A 15,368-nucleotide genomic window follows, 5' to 3' on the forward strand; every position below is an offset into this window, starting at 1 on the left:
GTATATATTGGATAAGGATACATAACTAAACGACAAAGAAGGTATTCCTATCGTGAGTTTATTTGTGCGAGAGAAGCATTTTTACAAGAGTTTCTTCTGGCTAACTCTGATCATCGGGCTGCAGAACATTATTTCCCTCGGGGTAAACCTGTCGGACAATGTCATGCTGGGTGGATATAGCGAATCTGCACTTTCCGGCGTGGCGCTCGCGAATCAGATTCAATTCCTGCTGCACATGCTTGTTATGGGCGCGGGTGAGGGGCTCGTTATTATGGCGTCAAGATATTGGGGCGCTAAAGACATCGGGGCTATTAAAAAAGTTGCAAGCATCGGGATGCGGATGGCCGTTGTGTTAAGTGCAGTATTATGGGCCGTTGTGTTTTTCTTCCCTCACGCCACACTTTCGATATTTACCAGTGGGGAGAGTGTCATCAACGAGGGAGTAAAATATTTACAGATCATATGCTTTTCGTATGTGTTTTTTGCCATTACAAGCATTCTGCTCGCCTCTCTGCGCAGTGTAGAGACGGTCAAAATCGGCTTTATCGTATCCTTGTCCACGCTGATTATTAATGTGGGGTTGAACTATGTACTGATTTACGGCCATTTCGGTTTTCCAGAGCTCGGAGTTAGAGGTTCTGCCATAGCAACACTAATAGCGAGAATGATTGAAACAGCTATTATCTGTGTGTACATCAAGAAATACGACCGCAAAATTTTATTGAAGCTGAAGGATTTCTTCCGCATCGATCTTAGCTTGTTCAAGCAGTACATCAAAGTCGGATCACCTATATTGTTATCCAATACGATCTGGGGGCTCGCTATGGGCGCGCAAACCGCTATTCTCGGACATATGGGTGAGGCTGCAATCGCAGCTAACAGTATTGCAACTACTATATTCCAGCTGGTGAGCGTTGTGATTTATGCTTCGGCTAGTGCAACAGCCGTTCTGATCGGCAAAACGATTGGGGAAGGCTATGCCGATAAGATCAAAGCATATGCCAAAACGCTTCAGATTCTGTATCTTTTCTTGGGTTTGTGTACAGGGGCCGTATTGTTCATTCTAAAGGATCACGTGTTAGGGTTATACTCGATATCCGGCGAAGCCAAGGAGCTCGCACTGCAGTTTATGACGGTAATGTCCATTACCGTGGTCGGAACCGCTTATCAGATGCCGGCTTTGACCGGCATTGTGCGTAGTGGCGGGGACACCAAGTTTGTGCTGTACAATGACTTTATTTTTATGTGGCTCATCGTACTTCCGTCCTCATTCCTTTGTGCCTTTGTATTTAATCTGTCGCCACTAATTACGTTTATTTGTCTGAAATCAGATCAGATTCTGAAATGTTTTGTAGCCATTGTCAAAGTGAACCGATATAAATGGATTCGATCGTTTGGATCATAAAAAGCACCGGAAGATGCTTCTAGACTGTAGACAAACCCGATGAAAAATCGAGTTTGTATGCAGTCTTTTTTCTTTTTAACTATTTTCATTCAACAAACAGGCAGCCCCCCGCAACTTCGCTATTTTTATTTTTGTATATTTTTGGATGGATTTTTTTAACACATGGTGTACAATTGGTATGAAAAGTATAACTAGTCATACTTAAATGAATTATAGGAGGTAAGTGGAATGAAAGGACCAGATGGAAAATATATTTTCGGAACAGTAAAAGTAGGAGAAAAAGGGCAGATCGTAATTCCAAAAGAAGCAAGAGACGTTTTTGACATTAAACCGGGTGATTCATTACTCCTACTAGGAGATGAGAAGCAAGGCATTGCGATCGTGAAAAATGAGCTGATGTTTAAATTTGCGCAAGACATTTTAAAAGCACAAGAAATACGGGAGGATGAAGAATAATTGGCAGCCATCAAATTAAATAATTTGACGAAACAATATCAAGATCGCACTGTCGTTAACTCCCTTGATTTCTCAATTGAGGAAGGCGAATTTTTTGCTTTGCTTGGAGAAAATGGTGCTGGGAAAACGACATTAATCAGTATGCTTTGTTGTCTATTAACACCTACAGCTGGCGATGCTCTTGTGTTAGGTGATAGTATTCGCGCAGGCGCTGATTCTGTGAAGCAAAAAATTAATATTTCTCCTCAGGAAACAGCAGTTGCACCGAATTTAACCATTCGAGAAAACCTTGAGTTAATCGCTGGCATTTATGGCAGCTCCAAAAAGGAAGCAAAAGAAAGAGCGACGGAAATGCTTCAAACCTTCGGGCTGACGGAACGACAAAAAGATAAAGCAAAAGCTTTATCAGGCGGTATGCAGCGACGCTTAAGTATTGCGATGGGGCTTATTACAAATCCTCAAATTTTGTTCCTTGATGAACCGACACTTGGGCTGGATGTTCGTTCAAGACGTGAACTGTGGGCAACGCTTTCGAAATTAAAAGGAAAGATGACGATTGTCCTAACAACGCATTATTTAGAGGAAGCAGAAGCACTTGCAGATCGTATTTGTATTTTACAGAAGGGGTCTGTAAAATCCATTGGCACAGCGGAAGAAATGAAAAATAATACAAATACAACGTCGTTTGAAGAGGCGTTTTTAGCGATTTGCGATTCAAGAGGTGACATATGAAAATGCTTAATTTTGCAGGAAGAAATCGAAAAGAAATTTTTAGAGATCCACTTTCCATTGTTCTTGGCATTGCGTTACCACTTCTTCTTTTAGTCGTCTTTACAACGATTGAAAAAAACGCACCTCTCGATACATTTAAAGTTGAAAATCTAACGCCAGGTTTGATTGTATTTAGCTTTGCTTTTTTAACGATGTTTTCGGCACTATTAATCTCTAAAGATAAGCAAAGTGCGTTTTTGACAAGATTATTTGCTTCACCATTAACAGTGATGGATTATGTATTTGGTTATGCATTACCGTTAATTCCTCTTGCATTGCTGCAAGGCATTATTTGTTTTGTATTGGCGAAGTTTCTTGGTTTATCGTCTAGCTTAATGGATATCTCGCTGAGCATTTTAACACTTCTTCCCATTGCACTTATGTCCATTTTCCTCGGGTTATTGTTAGGGGCGTTATTTACGGAAAAACAAATTTCAGGTATTGGTACCATCTTTATTACAGCTGTGTCTTTCTTAGGCGGTGCGTGGATGGATATAAGTATGTTAGGGGACACGTTTCAAAAAGTAGCGAATGCGCTTCCTTTTGTACATTCTATTCAATTAGCGCGTGATGTATTGGCCCAGAATTTCGATACATTTAATGCTCATTTTTGGTGGAGTACTGGATATGGGGCTCTTGCTTTAGTAATAGCTGGGCTCGCATTTGTACGTTTATGCAAGAGATAATTTTATATGGATGATCTGAAAGCACCGTAAGGTGCTTTTTTTGATATTTTTCATGTCAATTTAAAGTAAGGGATTCAAATGGGATATCGTCAATTTCCGAACATTAAATAATTTTATCAATCAAAATGTACTGTAAAATGACCATATTATAATTCGATTTGTAATATTATACCAAATAAAAAAGCAATTCGCTAAAATTGCTTTGACATATTCCGCGCCATACCATAGGATATTAACTATACTAAGATAAGCACAACTGAGGAGGATAAGGGCAGGAATGAAAAAGTCATGGTCAATTCTATTAACAATGGTGCTGTTCGTCGGATTATTAGCAGGTTGCGGTAGCGACAACCCTTCCGGGAGCGATGCATCAGCCAGCGATAAAGGGGACTCTAAAGATAAGAAACGTATTGCACTTGTTCTTCCTGAGAAAATCGGTGTAAACCCGTTCTTCGCATTGATGGATGAAGGCTTGAAGAAAGCTGCAACGGAATTCGGCGTTGAGGTGAAGACAATCGAATCGACCGATCCGGCCTCGATTGAACAAAACCTTCGTACAGCTGTTGCGGAAAAATATGATTTGATTATTACGGCGACCTTCCAGATGGAGGATGCACTGAAAAAGGTTGCACCGGAAAATCCGGACGTGCCGTTTGCCATTATCGATACGGTTGTTGACCTGCCTAACGTCCGCAGTGTTGTATTCCGCGAACATGAAGCAGCTTACCTGCTCGGTGCAGCAGCAGGGTTGTCGACAAAAACAGGCAAGATCGGCAATGTCGTTGCGAATGACATTCCGATTATGCACAAATATATTACCGGCTTTGAAGAAGGCGCAAAATCCGTTCGGCCGGATGTCGAAATATTCGTGAACTATGTCGGAAGCTTTACTGATCCGGCAAAAGCGAAAGAGTTCGCACTTCTGCAAAACTCGAAAGGCGCTGACTTTGTTGCTGGATTGTCTGCTGTTGGTGACCTTGGAGTATTTGAAGCTGCGAAAGAAAAAGGCTTCTACACTTCAGGACAAGATACAGATAACACCGGTGTGGATCCTGAACACGTAGTCCTGGCTCAATTGAAGAGCACGGACACCGTTGTGTACGAAACGGTTAAAGACTTCACTGAAGGCAACTATTCCTTTGATGTTCGTGACTATGGCTTGAAAGAAGGCGGCGTAGGCCTTACTTACGTTACTCACGAGAGTAAATCCCCGCTGAATGACTTTATTGGACAAGAGACTGTGGACAAGGTAAAAGCGATTGCTGACGACATTATCGCTGGCAAGATCAAAGTTACGAACGCTCTGGAACAATAATTCGTTCTCTACCCTCGACCGGCTGTCCATGGCAGTCGGTCTTTCATTAATGAGTGAAAGGAAGGAAGAACTTCAATGCTACTCCAAATGGACAAAATAACGAAGAAGTATGGTGAGTTCAGCGCGAACCGGGGCATCGATTTTTCACTCCGTGCCGGAGAGGTACATGCAATTGTCGGCGAGAACGGAGCAGGGAAAACGACGCTTATGCGGATATTGTACGGAATGGAGCAGCCAACGTCAGGTTCCATCCGGTTGAACGGTAAGGAAGTTACCTTCTCCAGCCCGTTAGATGCCATCCATCACGGTATCGGGATGGTACACCAGCACTTCATGCTCTTTCCTTCCTTTACGATAGCCGAAAATATTGTGATCGGTAACGAGCCAGGTTCCTCAGCTAGGTTCGACCGGAAGCAAGCCGTCAAAATAGTGGATGGGCTCTGTGATCAATATGGGATGAAAGTAGACCCAAGAGCTGTTACAGGCAGCAGTGCTCCGGGTATTCAGCAGCGTGTTGAAATTTTAAAGGTGTTGTATCAGGGTGCCGAAATTATTATTTTGGATGAGCCAACAGGCGTTCTTACACCGATGGAAGTGCAGGAGCTGCTGCAGGCCATCAAGCTGCTCGCGAAGCAGGGGAAAAGTTTTATTCTGATCAGCCACAAGCTGAATGAAGTGTTAGACGTGGCTGACCGCATAACCGTACTTCGTGATGGAGCTGTTACGGGAACTGTGGAGAAGGGCGAGACGGATGCGAATCAGCTGTCCCGCATGATGGTCGGGCGAGAGCTTGCAGAGCTGAAGAAGAACCCGGTGGACCCCGGTGATAAAGTGCTTGAGGTATCTGACGTGACCATTCGCGGAACCAAAGGAAAGCCGGTGCTGGATGGGATCAACCTGGCGGTGCAGGCAGGTGAAGTTGTTGGCATTGCCGGCATATCCGGTAATGGTCAATCGGAGCTGCTGCAGGTAATATCGGGACTCATGCAGCCGGACCAAGGACGGATTACGCTCGGAAGCACTGACGTCACGGGAATGTCGACCCGCAAAATACGTGAACACGGTCTTGCTCACATACCGGAAGACCGATATGTATGGGGAGCGAACCGGGAAGCGACTGTTCTAGATACCGGAATGATGGGACATCATCGCCGTTTGCAGAAGAATGGGTTTCTTAAACTGAAAGACATCCGCTCGCTGGTGTCCGGTTGGGTAAGCAAGTTCTCGATTAAGACGGGTTCCTTGGAGACAAGCACCCAGTATTTATCGGGGGGGAACCTGCAGAAACTCATCGTAGCGAGGGAGCTGGAGCAGGGGACGCCATTTTTGATAGCAGCTGAGCCGACACGCGGCGTTGATATCGGTGCAATGGAGACGATTCATGGCGAGCTTCTGAAAAGGCGGGATGAGGGCACGGGTATCCTGCTTGTGTCGTCCGAATTAACGGAAATATTAAAGCTGTCGGACCGGGTTCTGGTCATGTATGAAGGGCGGATCGCCGGCGAGCTGCCGGCGCAGGAAGCCACGGAAGAAAAGCTAGGTCTGTTGATGGCAGGAGGAAGTATTCAATGAACAAACTAATGAAATATGCTTCTCCGCTGCTTCAGCCGATTGTGGCTGTTATTGTCGGCCTTCTCGCTGGAGCGATTGCTATTGTCATCGCGGGCGGGGATATCATGGAAACTTATGCGGAAATGTGGAAAGGAGCATTTGGCGGGTTTTATTTTCTGACGAATACTCTTTCAAGAGCTACGCCTATTATTTTGGTTGGTTTGGGTGCCGCCTTTGCATTCCGGGCTGGATTTTTCAACCTCGGCTCTCCGGGACAGATGATATTTGGCGCGTTAGCGGCAGCACTGGTCGGATTGTACATGCCGGGGCCGGGCTGGCTTGTCTGTGTAGCCGCCCTACTGGCGGGCATCATTGCGGGCGGCTTGTGGTCGGTGATGGCTGGTTATTTTGACGCAAGATTTGCTGTTAACCTGCTCATATCCACGCTGCTGCTGAACTATGTAGCAGATTTGTTTGCAGGCTATCTCGTTGCTTACCCTCTGAAAGATACATCGGGCTCTGCAGCCATGGCGCAGTCGGCGATGCTTGAGAACCAGGTGTGGCTACCGAAGCTATTCTCTGGCATGCCGCTTCATATCGGATTTGTTTTTGCGGTGATCGCTGCTGTGGTGATTTATGTGTTGCTGAAGCGTTCCGTCTCTGGGTATGAAGTCCGTATGCTCGGCGGCAATCCGCTGTTTGCCTTGTACGGCGGCATTAAGCGGGGATCTATGATGATCGGTGCGATGTTTGTCAGCGGTGGACTTGCCGGGTTAGGCGGCGCAGTTGAAATTCTCGGCTCACAGTACCGGTATATTGACGGCGCACTGACTACGGCCGACTACGCATGGACGGGTATTATGGCGGCGCTGCTCGCCGGATCTCATCCAATCGGTACGCTGATTTCAGCCATATTTTTGGCCGCATTACAAACGGGCGGAATGGGCGTTGAACGAAATACGGAGGTACCACTCGAAGTGGGCGCCATTATCCAGGCCGTGCTTATCCTGTTTATATCCGCGAGGTTCACATACAGCTTCCTGAAGCGCAGAAAGGGGAATAAGTCACATGGAACAGCTGTTTGATCTTGCTCTGCTGAATACGGCCCTCCGTGTTCTTACTCCGATTTTGCTCGCAGCGCTTGGGGGAGCATTGTGCGCACGTGTAGGATTGTTTAATGTCGGCTTGGAAGGCTTTATGCTGCTGGGGGCTTTTGCAGCGGTAGCAGGCAACCATTTTTTCGGAAACGTCATATTGGCGATCCTCTTTGCGATTATGGTCGTCTCAGTCTTTTCCTTCGTATTTGCTTACTTGGCGATCAATCTGAGAGCGAACGTCATTGTTGTCGGGATTGCGATGAACGCGCTGGCGGCTGGCTTGACCACCTTCAGCCTGCGGGCGATTTTCGATGTGAAGGGCGCTTTTTATGATAAGGAGATGGTTGGTCTTCCAAAATGGAACATTCCGATTATTGAGGACATTCCTGTCATTGGTCCTATCCTTTCCGGTCATACACCTCTGGTATATTTGGCGTTCATCATTGCTGGCTTGATGTGGTACTACTTCTACCGCACGAAAAATGGGTTCCGGTTCCTAGCTTCCGGAGAAAACCCGCTTGCTGCCAGCAGTATCGGCATTCGAGTACCCCGGTATCAATATGGGGCGGTATTAGCTAGCGGTGTGCTGTGTGCGCTGGCTGGCGCCCAGCTGTCTCTCGGCCAGTTGACGATGTTTACGGAGGGAATGACCGAAGGGCGCGGATTTATCGCGTTGGTGGCTACCATGCTTGGACAGTCCGGTCCGCTCGGCGTAACGGCGGCAAGCCTACTGTTCGGTTTCATGGAGGCGGTCAGCATCCGTTTCCAAGGTTTGGCGCTACCGACACATTTCACTCAAATGCTGCCGTATGTAGTTACGATTGCAGTGATGTTTTTCTTTAAAGACAAGAGCTTCCTAAAGGATGCGCAAAAGCAAAGTTCGAGCTCCAGATAGCAATCGTACGAACGTACACACTTGAACCTCAAAGAATAGAAATTCATAAACGTACGGATCGACCAGCCGGAAGGAGATGAATTCCATGCATAAAAAAGCGGAACGGCTCAAGAAAATGAAGCCGATGCCTGTCGCGAATCTTACAGAGGAGCAGCGCGCCAAGCTGCCGCCTGGACAAGCACTGACAGAGAAGTTTCCGATTCTTCATGAAGGAGAAGTTCCTCATTACGACCTGTCCGAGTGGACGCTTGAGGTATTTGGAGAGGTTGAAGAGAATCGGACGTTCACCTATGAGGAACTAATGGCGTTGCCGACGGTGACGGTTGATTGTGATATTCACTGTGTTACCCGGTGGTCGAAGTTCGATACAAGGTGGGAGGGCATCTTGTTCAGAGATTTCCTGAAGCTGCTGAAGGTGAAGCCGGAAGCGAAATACGTCATGTTCCATGCGGATCCGGATTATGATACGAATGTGCCGATGGAGGACTTGATGAAGGATGATGTGCTTATGGCTTACCGCTTCAACGGCGAGCCGCTGACGGAGAAGCACGGATGGCCGCTACGGACAGTCGTGCCGCACCGGTACTTTTGGAAGAGCGCCAAATGGCTGCGCAAGATTGAATTTATGAAGGAGGACCGCCCGGGCTTCTGGGAGCAGAATGGCTTCCACAATGAAGCCGATCCTTTTGAGGAACAGCGGTTTAGTGGAGAAGCACTACCAATACCCGAAGATGAATGGACACGTAAGGAGTATGATTAATATGTTGATGCCAATATTGCAAGTAAATTCAGAAGACATTCCTGAATATGCGGTCGTCTGCGGTGACCCGAAGCGTGCGGAGGTTATTTCAGGCAAGTTGGAAGACGTACGTGAGCTGGCGTTTAGCCGTGAATACCGGACATTTGTCGGAACGTACCAAGGCGTGAAGCTCGCGGTCACAAGCCACGGTGTTGGTTCGCCCGGTGCAGCTGTTTGCTTCGAGGAACTTATTCGTGCTGGTGTGAAGACGCTGATCCGTGTGGGCACCGCCGGCTCCTACCATGCAGATATACCTGCCGGGAGCCTTGTGGTCAGTACGGCTGCTGTACGGACTGATGGGTTGACCCGTCAGCTTGTGCCGGATGGTTTCCCGGCGGTAGCTGACAGTGAAGTTACGGAGGCGTTATACGAATCCGCACTATCGATCGGTGAAGGCGTGGTCCGCAAGGGAATTACGGTTACGCTGGATGTATTTTTCAACGGTGTTGAGGAAGTACCTCATCAGAAATACAAAGCGGCTGGAGCACTCGGCGTTGAGATGGAAATAGCGGCATTGTATGTTGTTGCGGCGATCCGGGGCGTTCGAGCTGGCGCGATTGTGGCGATGGACGGCTTTGCCGATGCGGATCTTGCGGCAGAGTACGATCCAAACACGAACGTTGTTGCAGATGCTGTGGAACGCGAGATTAATGCTGCACTACAGGCGGTTGTGAAGCTGGCGAAATAGCATGGAAGAAGAAATAATATGAAGATGGCGATTCTAGGCGGTGTAATACCGATCAAATTGTAGACGCACGTTAAACTTTTAAGATACAAACTCGCGCATACGTGGCCGTCCCAAAAGTATAAACTTTTGGGCGGCCTCTTTTTTTGTTTTAGAACATTTGGACAGTTCCATTCACAATAGCGAGGATACCAATTACCGCACAAATCAAACCAGCATTTGTTTTGCTTCCGTTTCCTTTTTTACGTTTGCTAGCGAAAAAAAGGACAATTCCTAATATGACAAGCACAATTCCGAAACCAACACCAAACATATAAAGCTGCGGTGAAGCACTATCAAGTGCATTATCAATAGCCTTTTCAATTCTTTGTTCCATTTACTTCACCTCCAAAAGATTTACTATATGTATCAGATTTATCGAAAAGAGTGCTTGAAGTGGTATTTACCTCAATATTGCACATTAACGAAGCCAGAAGAACAGCCGCAACAATTGTAGTAGGATCATCATTAATTTTCTCCTCTCACTTGTTAAGATAAATTTATTCTAGTTCCTAAAACTCACTTATTTCATACGTGATTCTTAAGAATTTCTTACTTTACTCACTATTTTTTGCACAGCATCACAACATTCTTCTCAATAACCTTTACACGTGAAATTTTTTAAAAATAAATCCATCAGTTCGTCTTCGTCAAACGTTATATTAACAGGAAAGACAAAACGTAAAGTTGAGAGGTTGGCTAATGGAAGTATGTGATCTTTATGAAAATCTGAAGGCTGATGTATACCGTTATGCCAGATCGCTTGCGAAACATGAGTTTGAAGCTGACGATCTGGTGCAGGATGCCTTTATGAAGGCAATGAATGAAGCAAAGCTGGTAGACCTGCCTGTACACAAGCAAAAGGCCTGGTTCTTCAGAGTAATTAAAAATCGCATGATCGATATTAGCCGGCGGGAGAGGCGGCTTGTATCGTGGGAAGAAGATCTAGATGTGGCCGTGTTTCCTGCTCCAAGCCACAGTATAGAAATGACAGAATGGCTTGGCCGCCTGCCGCAATCACAGAGTGATATCGTGTTTAAACGTTACTGGCTTGGCATGTCCAGTCAGGAAATCGGGGAACAGCTCGGAATTCCTGCAGCGACAGTTCGGTACAAACTGCAAATTGCAATCAAGAGGTTAAGGAAACTTTGGGAGGATGATATGAAATGAGTAAAGTGATTGGCAATGTTGGGATGTTGGATCTTACACAGGCAACCGAGGAGAGCGTAAAAAGCATTGAACGGATTGGAAACATCGGGATGGTTCTATACCGGGCAGAGACGGCTCACCTGCTGACACTTTTGAAAAATGCGGGCAATATCGGCAAAACGCTGGAAATACCCAAGGGTCACCGTTACTACAATGGCACGCTGCACCTCAATGAGGAATATTTTAAGCTCTTGGAACAACAGGAGAATGTATTTGTTAACGGTGTTGTTATGATCGATCAGCATGTAACATTGGAGACATTCCAGAAAGGACAGCTGCATCTGGTTGTGAATGGAGAAGTCTATACTCCGCAGCATCTGGCTGGCGCTGTTACGGCATCACTTCTTAAAGCAGGAGGAGCCAGTGTCGAAATTCATACGTATAAATTTTTACCACGCTTTGAATCGGGGAAGTTCCAGCTGACGAACGCCTACTTAGCTTCCGCTAGGGAACCGATACATTTGGTTGTAAACGGAGTGCTGAAATTCGACAAGGATCTGGATATGGAACAGTTTGCAACTCTAATGGATTGTCTCCGGATTAATGGAAAGGCGATTATTTATGAAGAGCAGTCCCCTTATTTCTACGATAAAATACAGGCCATTAACGGGCTGGTTCAAGTCATTCCTGCGGGATATCAGTATTTGACTAAGTCTCTTCGACTTAATGCCCGTTCCATCCGCCGTTTTAAAAATCAAAAATTTTACACGAAACAGCCTATCTTTGTTGAAGCCGATGTGTCACGGGAAGCCTTCAGCAGTGCGATTGCGGAGATTCAGTCCTCCTCATTTATTATTTGCAGTGAAGACGTAGAGGATCTGGTGTGGGAGCGCTGCCCAGATCTAAATACCGAAATCGTCAGTTATGAGCATGCTTTTGTATTCGTTGATGGTGAGGAGAAGTGGTCGAAGGAGCAGCTCATAGCTATGGAGCATCCTATCAGTTTCATTGTTGATGGAACACTGAATTTAGACGACGATGTGACAGAGGAAGTGCTAAAGGATACATTGCGATCTCTTGACCTTTTTGGCGAGGTGATTGTTGCAGATAACAGAATGAAAGGTGTGTTACACCCTTACCTTAGAAGCAATACAGGCATGACTAGAGTGAAGGGAATGGAAGAAGAGTCAGCGGGCATTGGTAATGTAGGAATGTTGTCGCTATAAATGAAATGAGGTGTGAGCCTTGTATATAAATAATGAAGATCTAGCTAAACAGTATGCGAACGATCGTCTACAGGAATTGGAACAATGTCGGTTGTTGCAGGAAGCGCGTCTTCTCCACAATGAAATTGCTGCATCAACGGGCGGTGTGGGGAAATCCGGAGGCAAGTGGAGATCATTACTTGAGAGCATCATGAGGATGGGAAGAAGAATGCTTTAATGAAATTAAATTTAACTGTTATTTGTTGGGGGGTCCGCCTTCGTATTATAAGGTCAACCAGAGAATACTGGTTGGCCTTTTTTACTGGTCATTTTACGATGGTGGTAGCTGGGAGAACGACATGCTTCAACGGAGAAGGCGGAATTATTCTGGAGAAACGACAGTGGTCGCCCGAAAGCTTTCCGAAGGAAAGCTCGCATCGGAAGCATAAGCTGTCCCCGGATTTCAACGATATTATAAATATATATAAAGAAATCTGGGGGCAAGAGCGATCGGAAGAATAATCCGAATTCGTAGTGATGCTTAGGGTACAAGGAGAGAATCATCCCCCAACATATTGACATTAAAAAATATAACGTGTTAAATAAAAGAAGTGTTGGCACTCTCGACATGGGAGTGCTAAAAAGATTATTAATGTCTGAAGGGAGATTCATCCATGGCTAAAAAGGAATTCAAAGCGGAATCTAAACGATTGCTGGAAATGATGATTAATTCCATCTATACGCAGAGGGAAATTTTTCTCAGAGAACTGATTTCTAACGCAAGCGACGCCATCGACAAGATCTACTACAAAGCACTCACTGACGATAATTTGGTGTTTAATAAAGAGGACTATTATATCAAGGTAACGGCGGATAAAGAGAACCGCACGTTGACGATTACCGATTCAGGAATCGGGATGACCCAAGAAGACTTGGAGAACAATCTGGGGGTTATCGCGAAGAGTGGTTCCCTTGCATTTAAGAGTGAGAATGAAGCGAAGGACGGCCACAATATCATCGGACAATTCGGTGTTGGATTCTATTCGGCCTTTATGGTTGCGGATGTAGTGACTGTGACAAGTAAAGCATTGGGCAGCGATGAAGCGTTCAAGTGGGAATCTACGGGAACCGAGGGTTATACGATCGAGCCTTGCGAGAAGGATTCCGTAGGTACGGAGATTGTTCTGAAGATTAAAGAGAACACGGAAGACGACCAGTACGATGAATATCTTGAGGAGTATCGCTTAAAAGCCATTATTAAAAAATATTCCGATTTCATCCGGTATCCGATCAAGATGGATATCAAAGGCCAGCGACCAAAAGAAGGCACCGAGAACGAATTCGAGGAATACCAGGAAGAGCAAACCGTCAACAGTATGGTTCCGATCTGGCGTAAAAATAAAGACGAGCTGACAAATGAAGATTACGAGAACTTCTATATTGAGAAACGCTATGGCTTTGATAAGCCGCTGAAGCATGTTCACATTAAAGCTGACGGCGCCGTCGTATACAATGCGATTATGTTCATTCCGGAAAACACTCCATTCGATTATTACACGAAGGAATATGAGAAGGGGCTTGAGCTGTATTCCAACGGCGTTCTGATTATGGACAAGTGTGGAGACCTGCTTCCGGACTACTTTAGCTTTGTTAAAGGTATGGTGGACTCCGAAGACCTGTCACTGAACATCTCGAGAGAGATGCTCCAGCATGACCGTCAGCTGACGATGATCGCCAAGAACATCAAGAGCAAAATCAAAAGTGCTCTGCAAAGCCTGCTGAAAGAAGAAAGAGAGAACTACGAGACATTTTATCAAGCATTTGGCAGACAGCTGAAATTCGGTGTGTATAACGACTACGGCCAACATAAAGATGTGCTTCAGGACCTGTTGCTGTTCCACTCTTCCAAAGAGAAGAAACTGGTCACCCTGGACGAGTACGTATCGAGAATGCCTGAGGATCAGAAATACATTTACTATGCTTCCGGTGAATCCATTGAACGGATTGAGAAGCTCCCGCAGACTGAGATGGTGGCTGATAAAGGGTATGAAATTTTGTACTTCACCGATGATGTGGATGAGTTCGCGATTAAGATGCTGATGACTTATAAGGAAAAAGAATTCAAGTCGGTATCGAGCGGTGACCTTGGAATTGAGCCGGATGCGGATGATAAACCAAGCGAAGCTGAAGAAGGCGAGAACAAGGAGCTGTTCGAGTCGATGAGCGGCATTTTGGGCGGCAAGGTGAAGAGTGTCAGAGCTTCCAAGCGTCTGAAATCCCATCCGGTATGTCTGACTGCTGAAGGCGATCTAACCATTGAGATGGAAAAAATCCTCAAGGCGATGCCGAACGGTCAAGACATTAAAGCGGATAAAGTGTTGGAAATTAACATGAACCATGAGGTGTTCAAATCCTTGAAAGACGCTCATCAAGGTGATCAGGAAAAATTGGCACTGTACACCAACCTGTTGTACAATCAGGCACTGTTGATCGAAGGTCTGCCGGTTTCAGATCCGGTAGAGTTCACGAATGATATTTGCAAAATCATGGTGTAAGAAGATCGTATAAGCGAACTCAATAAACCAGACCCCGAAGGGTCTGGTTTATTTCTTGTTCTAAAGGCTCGTTGACCTGAGACATCCCTCTTTCATTCACACAATATCGGCAGCCAAAATCATAAGCGGGCCGTTCTCGGTAGCAATACCCTGGAGGGAGTACACCGAGATCGGGAACATCGGAATTCCGACATAGTAAGGGGTAATCGCATAGAGTGGATAAAAGATAACAAGCGATTTGTCAGCTAGATAAAAATCCTGGCTAGGTTGGACGGTAACGACATTTCCTTCTAAGGTAGGAATGTTCCGTTCTTTGATCTGCCGGTTAACTTCAGCAGTCAAGAGGGCCAAATAGTTTGACCCTGGACGGAACAAGTCGGACAGGTTATACGATTGACCTGTTCGAGTAGAGAAGGTCAGCGCTTTGGCAACTGTGTAACCATGGGCCATCGGTATAGAGTAAGTATAATTACTCAGCAGAAGACTGAGAATGCCTCTTTCGTTCGTTTTGATCTCAAAATGTCCGGTTGTTTCCGGGTTCGTACCCGTCTGTACACCCTGCTGGATGCGCTGCATTTCTTGAATCTGAAGGATAATTGCCCTGTTGATCCTCTCCTCGGCTTGACGGTTGGCAAGCCCGGTTACCTGCGGGTACTGAATGACGGTACCGGGAGCACTATAGGTAAGAGTCCGGATTTCGACCGGCGGTTCATAGTAGGTCATGATATTCGCTCCATTTCACATCATATACATTAGCCTA

General features: G+C 45.8%; 17 protein-coding genes. 15 read left to right on the forward strand and 2 right to left on the reverse strand.

What is annotated here, in order from left to right; all coding sequences use genetic code 11:
* Positions 1-52 precede the first annotated feature (52 nt).
* The 10 genes from MNQ98_RS05865 to MNQ98_RS05910 all read left to right on the forward strand — a co-directional run bounded on the left by MNQ98_RS05865 (position 53) and on the right by MNQ98_RS05910 (position 9,663).
* Positions 53-1,405, forward strand: coding sequence for an MATE family efflux transporter (locus MNQ98_RS05865; RefSeq protein ID WP_241932347.1), 1,353 nt, complete (start codon positions 53-55; stop codon positions 1,403-1,405).
* Positions 1,406-1,633: 228 nt separating this feature from the next.
* Positions 1,634-1,861 (forward strand): AbrB/MazE/SpoVT family DNA-binding domain-containing protein, encoded by a 228-nt coding sequence (locus tag MNQ98_RS05870; RefSeq protein ID WP_241932348.1) that lies wholly within the window; start codon positions 1,634-1,636, stop codon positions 1,859-1,861.
* Entirely contained in the window at positions 1,862-2,593 is a 732-nt protein-coding gene (locus MNQ98_RS05875) for an ABC transporter ATP-binding protein (RefSeq protein ID WP_241932349.1), read from the forward strand. It begins immediately after the preceding gene.
* The gene (locus tag MNQ98_RS05880; RefSeq protein WP_241932350.1) at positions 2,590-3,318 is read left to right on the forward strand and encodes an ABC transporter permease; all 729 of its coding nucleotides are present in this window, start codon (positions 2,590-2,592) and stop codon (positions 3,316-3,318) included. The genes MNQ98_RS05875 and MNQ98_RS05880 overlap by 4 nt, the downstream gene beginning before the upstream one ends.
* A gap of 277 nt (positions 3,319-3,595) precedes the next feature.
* Positions 3,596-4,633 (forward strand): BMP family protein, encoded by a 1,038-nt coding sequence (locus MNQ98_RS05885; RefSeq protein ID WP_241932351.1) that lies wholly within the window; start codon positions 3,596-3,598, stop codon positions 4,631-4,633.
* Between the two features lie 75 nt (positions 4,634-4,708).
* On the forward strand, positions 4,709-6,205 hold the full coding sequence (locus MNQ98_RS05890; RefSeq protein ID WP_241932352.1) for an ABC transporter ATP-binding protein: 1,497 nt from the start codon (positions 4,709-4,711) through the stop codon (positions 6,203-6,205).
* Positions 6,202-7,269: an ABC transporter permease gene (locus MNQ98_RS05895; protein WP_241932353.1), complete on the forward strand. Its 1,068-nt coding sequence runs from the start codon at positions 6,202-6,204 to the stop codon at positions 7,267-7,269. The genes MNQ98_RS05890 and MNQ98_RS05895 overlap by 4 nt, the downstream gene beginning before the upstream one ends.
* Positions 7,253-8,176 carry an ABC transporter permease gene (locus MNQ98_RS05900; RefSeq protein ID WP_241932354.1) on the forward strand — a complete coding sequence of 308 codons (924 nt, stop codon included), beginning with the start codon at positions 7,253-7,255 and terminating at the stop codon, positions 8,174-8,176. The genes MNQ98_RS05895 and MNQ98_RS05900 overlap by 17 nt, the downstream gene beginning before the upstream one ends.
* Positions 8,177-8,261: 85 nt before the next feature.
* A complete protein-coding gene (locus tag MNQ98_RS05905; RefSeq protein WP_241932355.1) occupies positions 8,262-8,936 on the forward strand; it encodes a sulfite oxidase-like oxidoreductase in 675 nt (224 codons plus the stop codon).
* Between the two features lies 1 nt (position 8,937).
* Positions 8,938-9,663: a nucleoside phosphorylase gene (locus tag MNQ98_RS05910; protein ID WP_241932356.1), complete on the forward strand. Its 726-nt coding sequence runs from the start codon at positions 8,938-8,940 to the stop codon at positions 9,661-9,663.
* A 148-nt stretch (positions 9,664-9,811) separates the two neighbouring features.
* On the opposite strand, the gene MNQ98_RS05915 is transcribed toward MNQ98_RS05910, so the two are convergent.
* Complete coding sequence (locus MNQ98_RS05915; RefSeq protein ID WP_241932357.1) at positions 9,812-10,036, reverse strand: hypothetical protein; 225 nt, start codon at positions 10,034-10,036, stop codon at positions 9,812-9,814.
* Between the two features lie 365 nt (positions 10,037-10,401).
* On the opposite strand from MNQ98_RS05915, the gene MNQ98_RS05920 reads away from it, so the two are divergent.
* The 5 genes from MNQ98_RS05920 to htpG all read left to right on the forward strand — a co-directional run bounded on the left by MNQ98_RS05920 (position 10,402) and on the right by htpG (position 14,608).
* Positions 10,402-10,869: an RNA polymerase sigma factor gene (locus tag MNQ98_RS05920; protein WP_241932358.1), complete on the forward strand. Its 468-nt coding sequence runs from the start codon at positions 10,402-10,404 to the stop codon at positions 10,867-10,869.
* Positions 10,866-12,074 (forward strand): hypothetical protein, encoded by a 1,209-nt coding sequence (locus MNQ98_RS05925; RefSeq protein ID WP_241932359.1) that lies wholly within the window; start codon positions 10,866-10,868, stop codon positions 12,072-12,074. The genes MNQ98_RS05920 and MNQ98_RS05925 overlap by 4 nt, the downstream gene beginning before the upstream one ends.
* Positions 12,075-12,093: 19 nt before the next feature.
* Positions 12,094-12,291, forward strand: a complete 198-nt coding sequence (locus MNQ98_RS05930; protein WP_241932360.1) for a hypothetical protein — start codon at positions 12,094-12,096, stop codon at positions 12,289-12,291.
* On the forward strand, positions 12,291-12,575 hold the full coding sequence (locus MNQ98_RS05935) for a hypothetical protein (protein ID WP_241932361.1): 285 nt from the start codon (positions 12,291-12,293) through the stop codon (positions 12,573-12,575). Before MNQ98_RS05930 ends, MNQ98_RS05935 begins: the two co-directional genes overlap by 1 nt.
* 152 nt (positions 12,576-12,727) lie before the next feature.
* Positions 12,728-14,608 (forward strand): molecular chaperone HtpG, encoded by a 1,881-nt coding sequence (gene htpG, locus MNQ98_RS05940; RefSeq protein ID WP_241932362.1) that lies wholly within the window; start codon positions 12,728-12,730, stop codon positions 14,606-14,608.
* A 96-nt stretch (positions 14,609-14,704) separates the two neighbouring features.
* Here the strand turns inward: htpG and MNQ98_RS05945 are convergent, their stop codons facing one another.
* Positions 14,705-15,331 carry a DUF3298 and DUF4163 domain-containing protein gene (locus MNQ98_RS05945; protein ID WP_241932363.1) on the reverse strand — a complete coding sequence of 209 codons (627 nt, stop codon included), beginning with the start codon at positions 15,329-15,331 and terminating at the stop codon, positions 14,705-14,707.
* Between the last annotated feature and the right edge of the window lie 37 nt (positions 15,332-15,368).

Origin of the sequence: Paenibacillus sp. N3/727 (genome assembly GCF_022637315.1) — a bacterium.
Classification (GTDB): domain Bacteria; phylum Bacillota; class Bacilli; order Paenibacillales; family Paenibacillaceae; genus Paenibacillus_AQ; species Paenibacillus_AQ uliginis.

Excerpts from the sequence above, each read along its gene's own strand:
- MNQ98_RS05870 (WP_241932348.1), top strand. The coding sequence starts at position 1,634 with ATGAAAGGACCAGATGGAAAATATATTTTCGGAACAGTAAAAGTAGGA.
- MNQ98_RS05880 (WP_241932350.1), top strand. The coding sequence starts at position 2,590 with ATGAAAATGCTTAATTTTGCAGGAAGAAATCGAAAAGAAATTTTTAGA.
- MNQ98_RS05885 (WP_241932351.1), top strand. The coding sequence starts at position 3,596 with ATGAAAAAGTCATGGTCAATTCTATTAACAATGGTGCTGTTCGTCGGA.
- MNQ98_RS05890 (WP_241932352.1), top strand. The coding sequence starts at position 4,709 with ATGCTACTCCAAATGGACAAAATAACGAAGAAGTATGGTGAGTTCAGC.
- MNQ98_RS05895 (WP_241932353.1), top strand. The coding sequence starts at position 6,202 with ATGAACAAACTAATGAAATATGCTTCTCCGCTGCTTCAGCCGATTGTG.
- MNQ98_RS05900 (WP_241932354.1), top strand. The coding sequence starts at position 7,253 with ATGGAACAGCTGTTTGATCTTGCTCTGCTGAATACGGCCCTCCGTGTT.
- MNQ98_RS05905 (WP_241932355.1), top strand. The coding sequence starts at position 8,262 with ATGCATAAAAAAGCGGAACGGCTCAAGAAAATGAAGCCGATGCCTGTC.
- MNQ98_RS05910 (WP_241932356.1), top strand. The coding sequence starts at position 8,938 with ATGTTGATGCCAATATTGCAAGTAAATTCAGAAGACATTCCTGAATAT.
- MNQ98_RS05915 (WP_241932357.1), bottom strand. The coding sequence starts at position 10,036 with ATGGAACAAAGAATTGAAAAGGCTATTGATAATGCACTTGATAGTGCT.
- MNQ98_RS05920 (WP_241932358.1), top strand. The coding sequence starts at position 10,402 with ATGGAAGTATGTGATCTTTATGAAAATCTGAAGGCTGATGTATACCGT.
- MNQ98_RS05925 (WP_241932359.1), top strand. The coding sequence starts at position 10,866 with ATGAGTAAAGTGATTGGCAATGTTGGGATGTTGGATCTTACACAGGCA.
- MNQ98_RS05935 (WP_241932361.1), top strand. The coding sequence starts at position 12,291 with ATGAAATTAAATTTAACTGTTATTTGTTGGGGGGTCCGCCTTCGTATT.
- htpG (WP_241932362.1), top strand. The coding sequence starts at position 12,728 with ATGGCTAAAAAGGAATTCAAAGCGGAATCTAAACGATTGCTGGAAATG.
- MNQ98_RS05945 (WP_241932363.1), bottom strand. The coding sequence starts at position 15,331 with ATGACCTACTATGAACCGCCGGTCGAAATCCGGACTCTTACCTATAGT.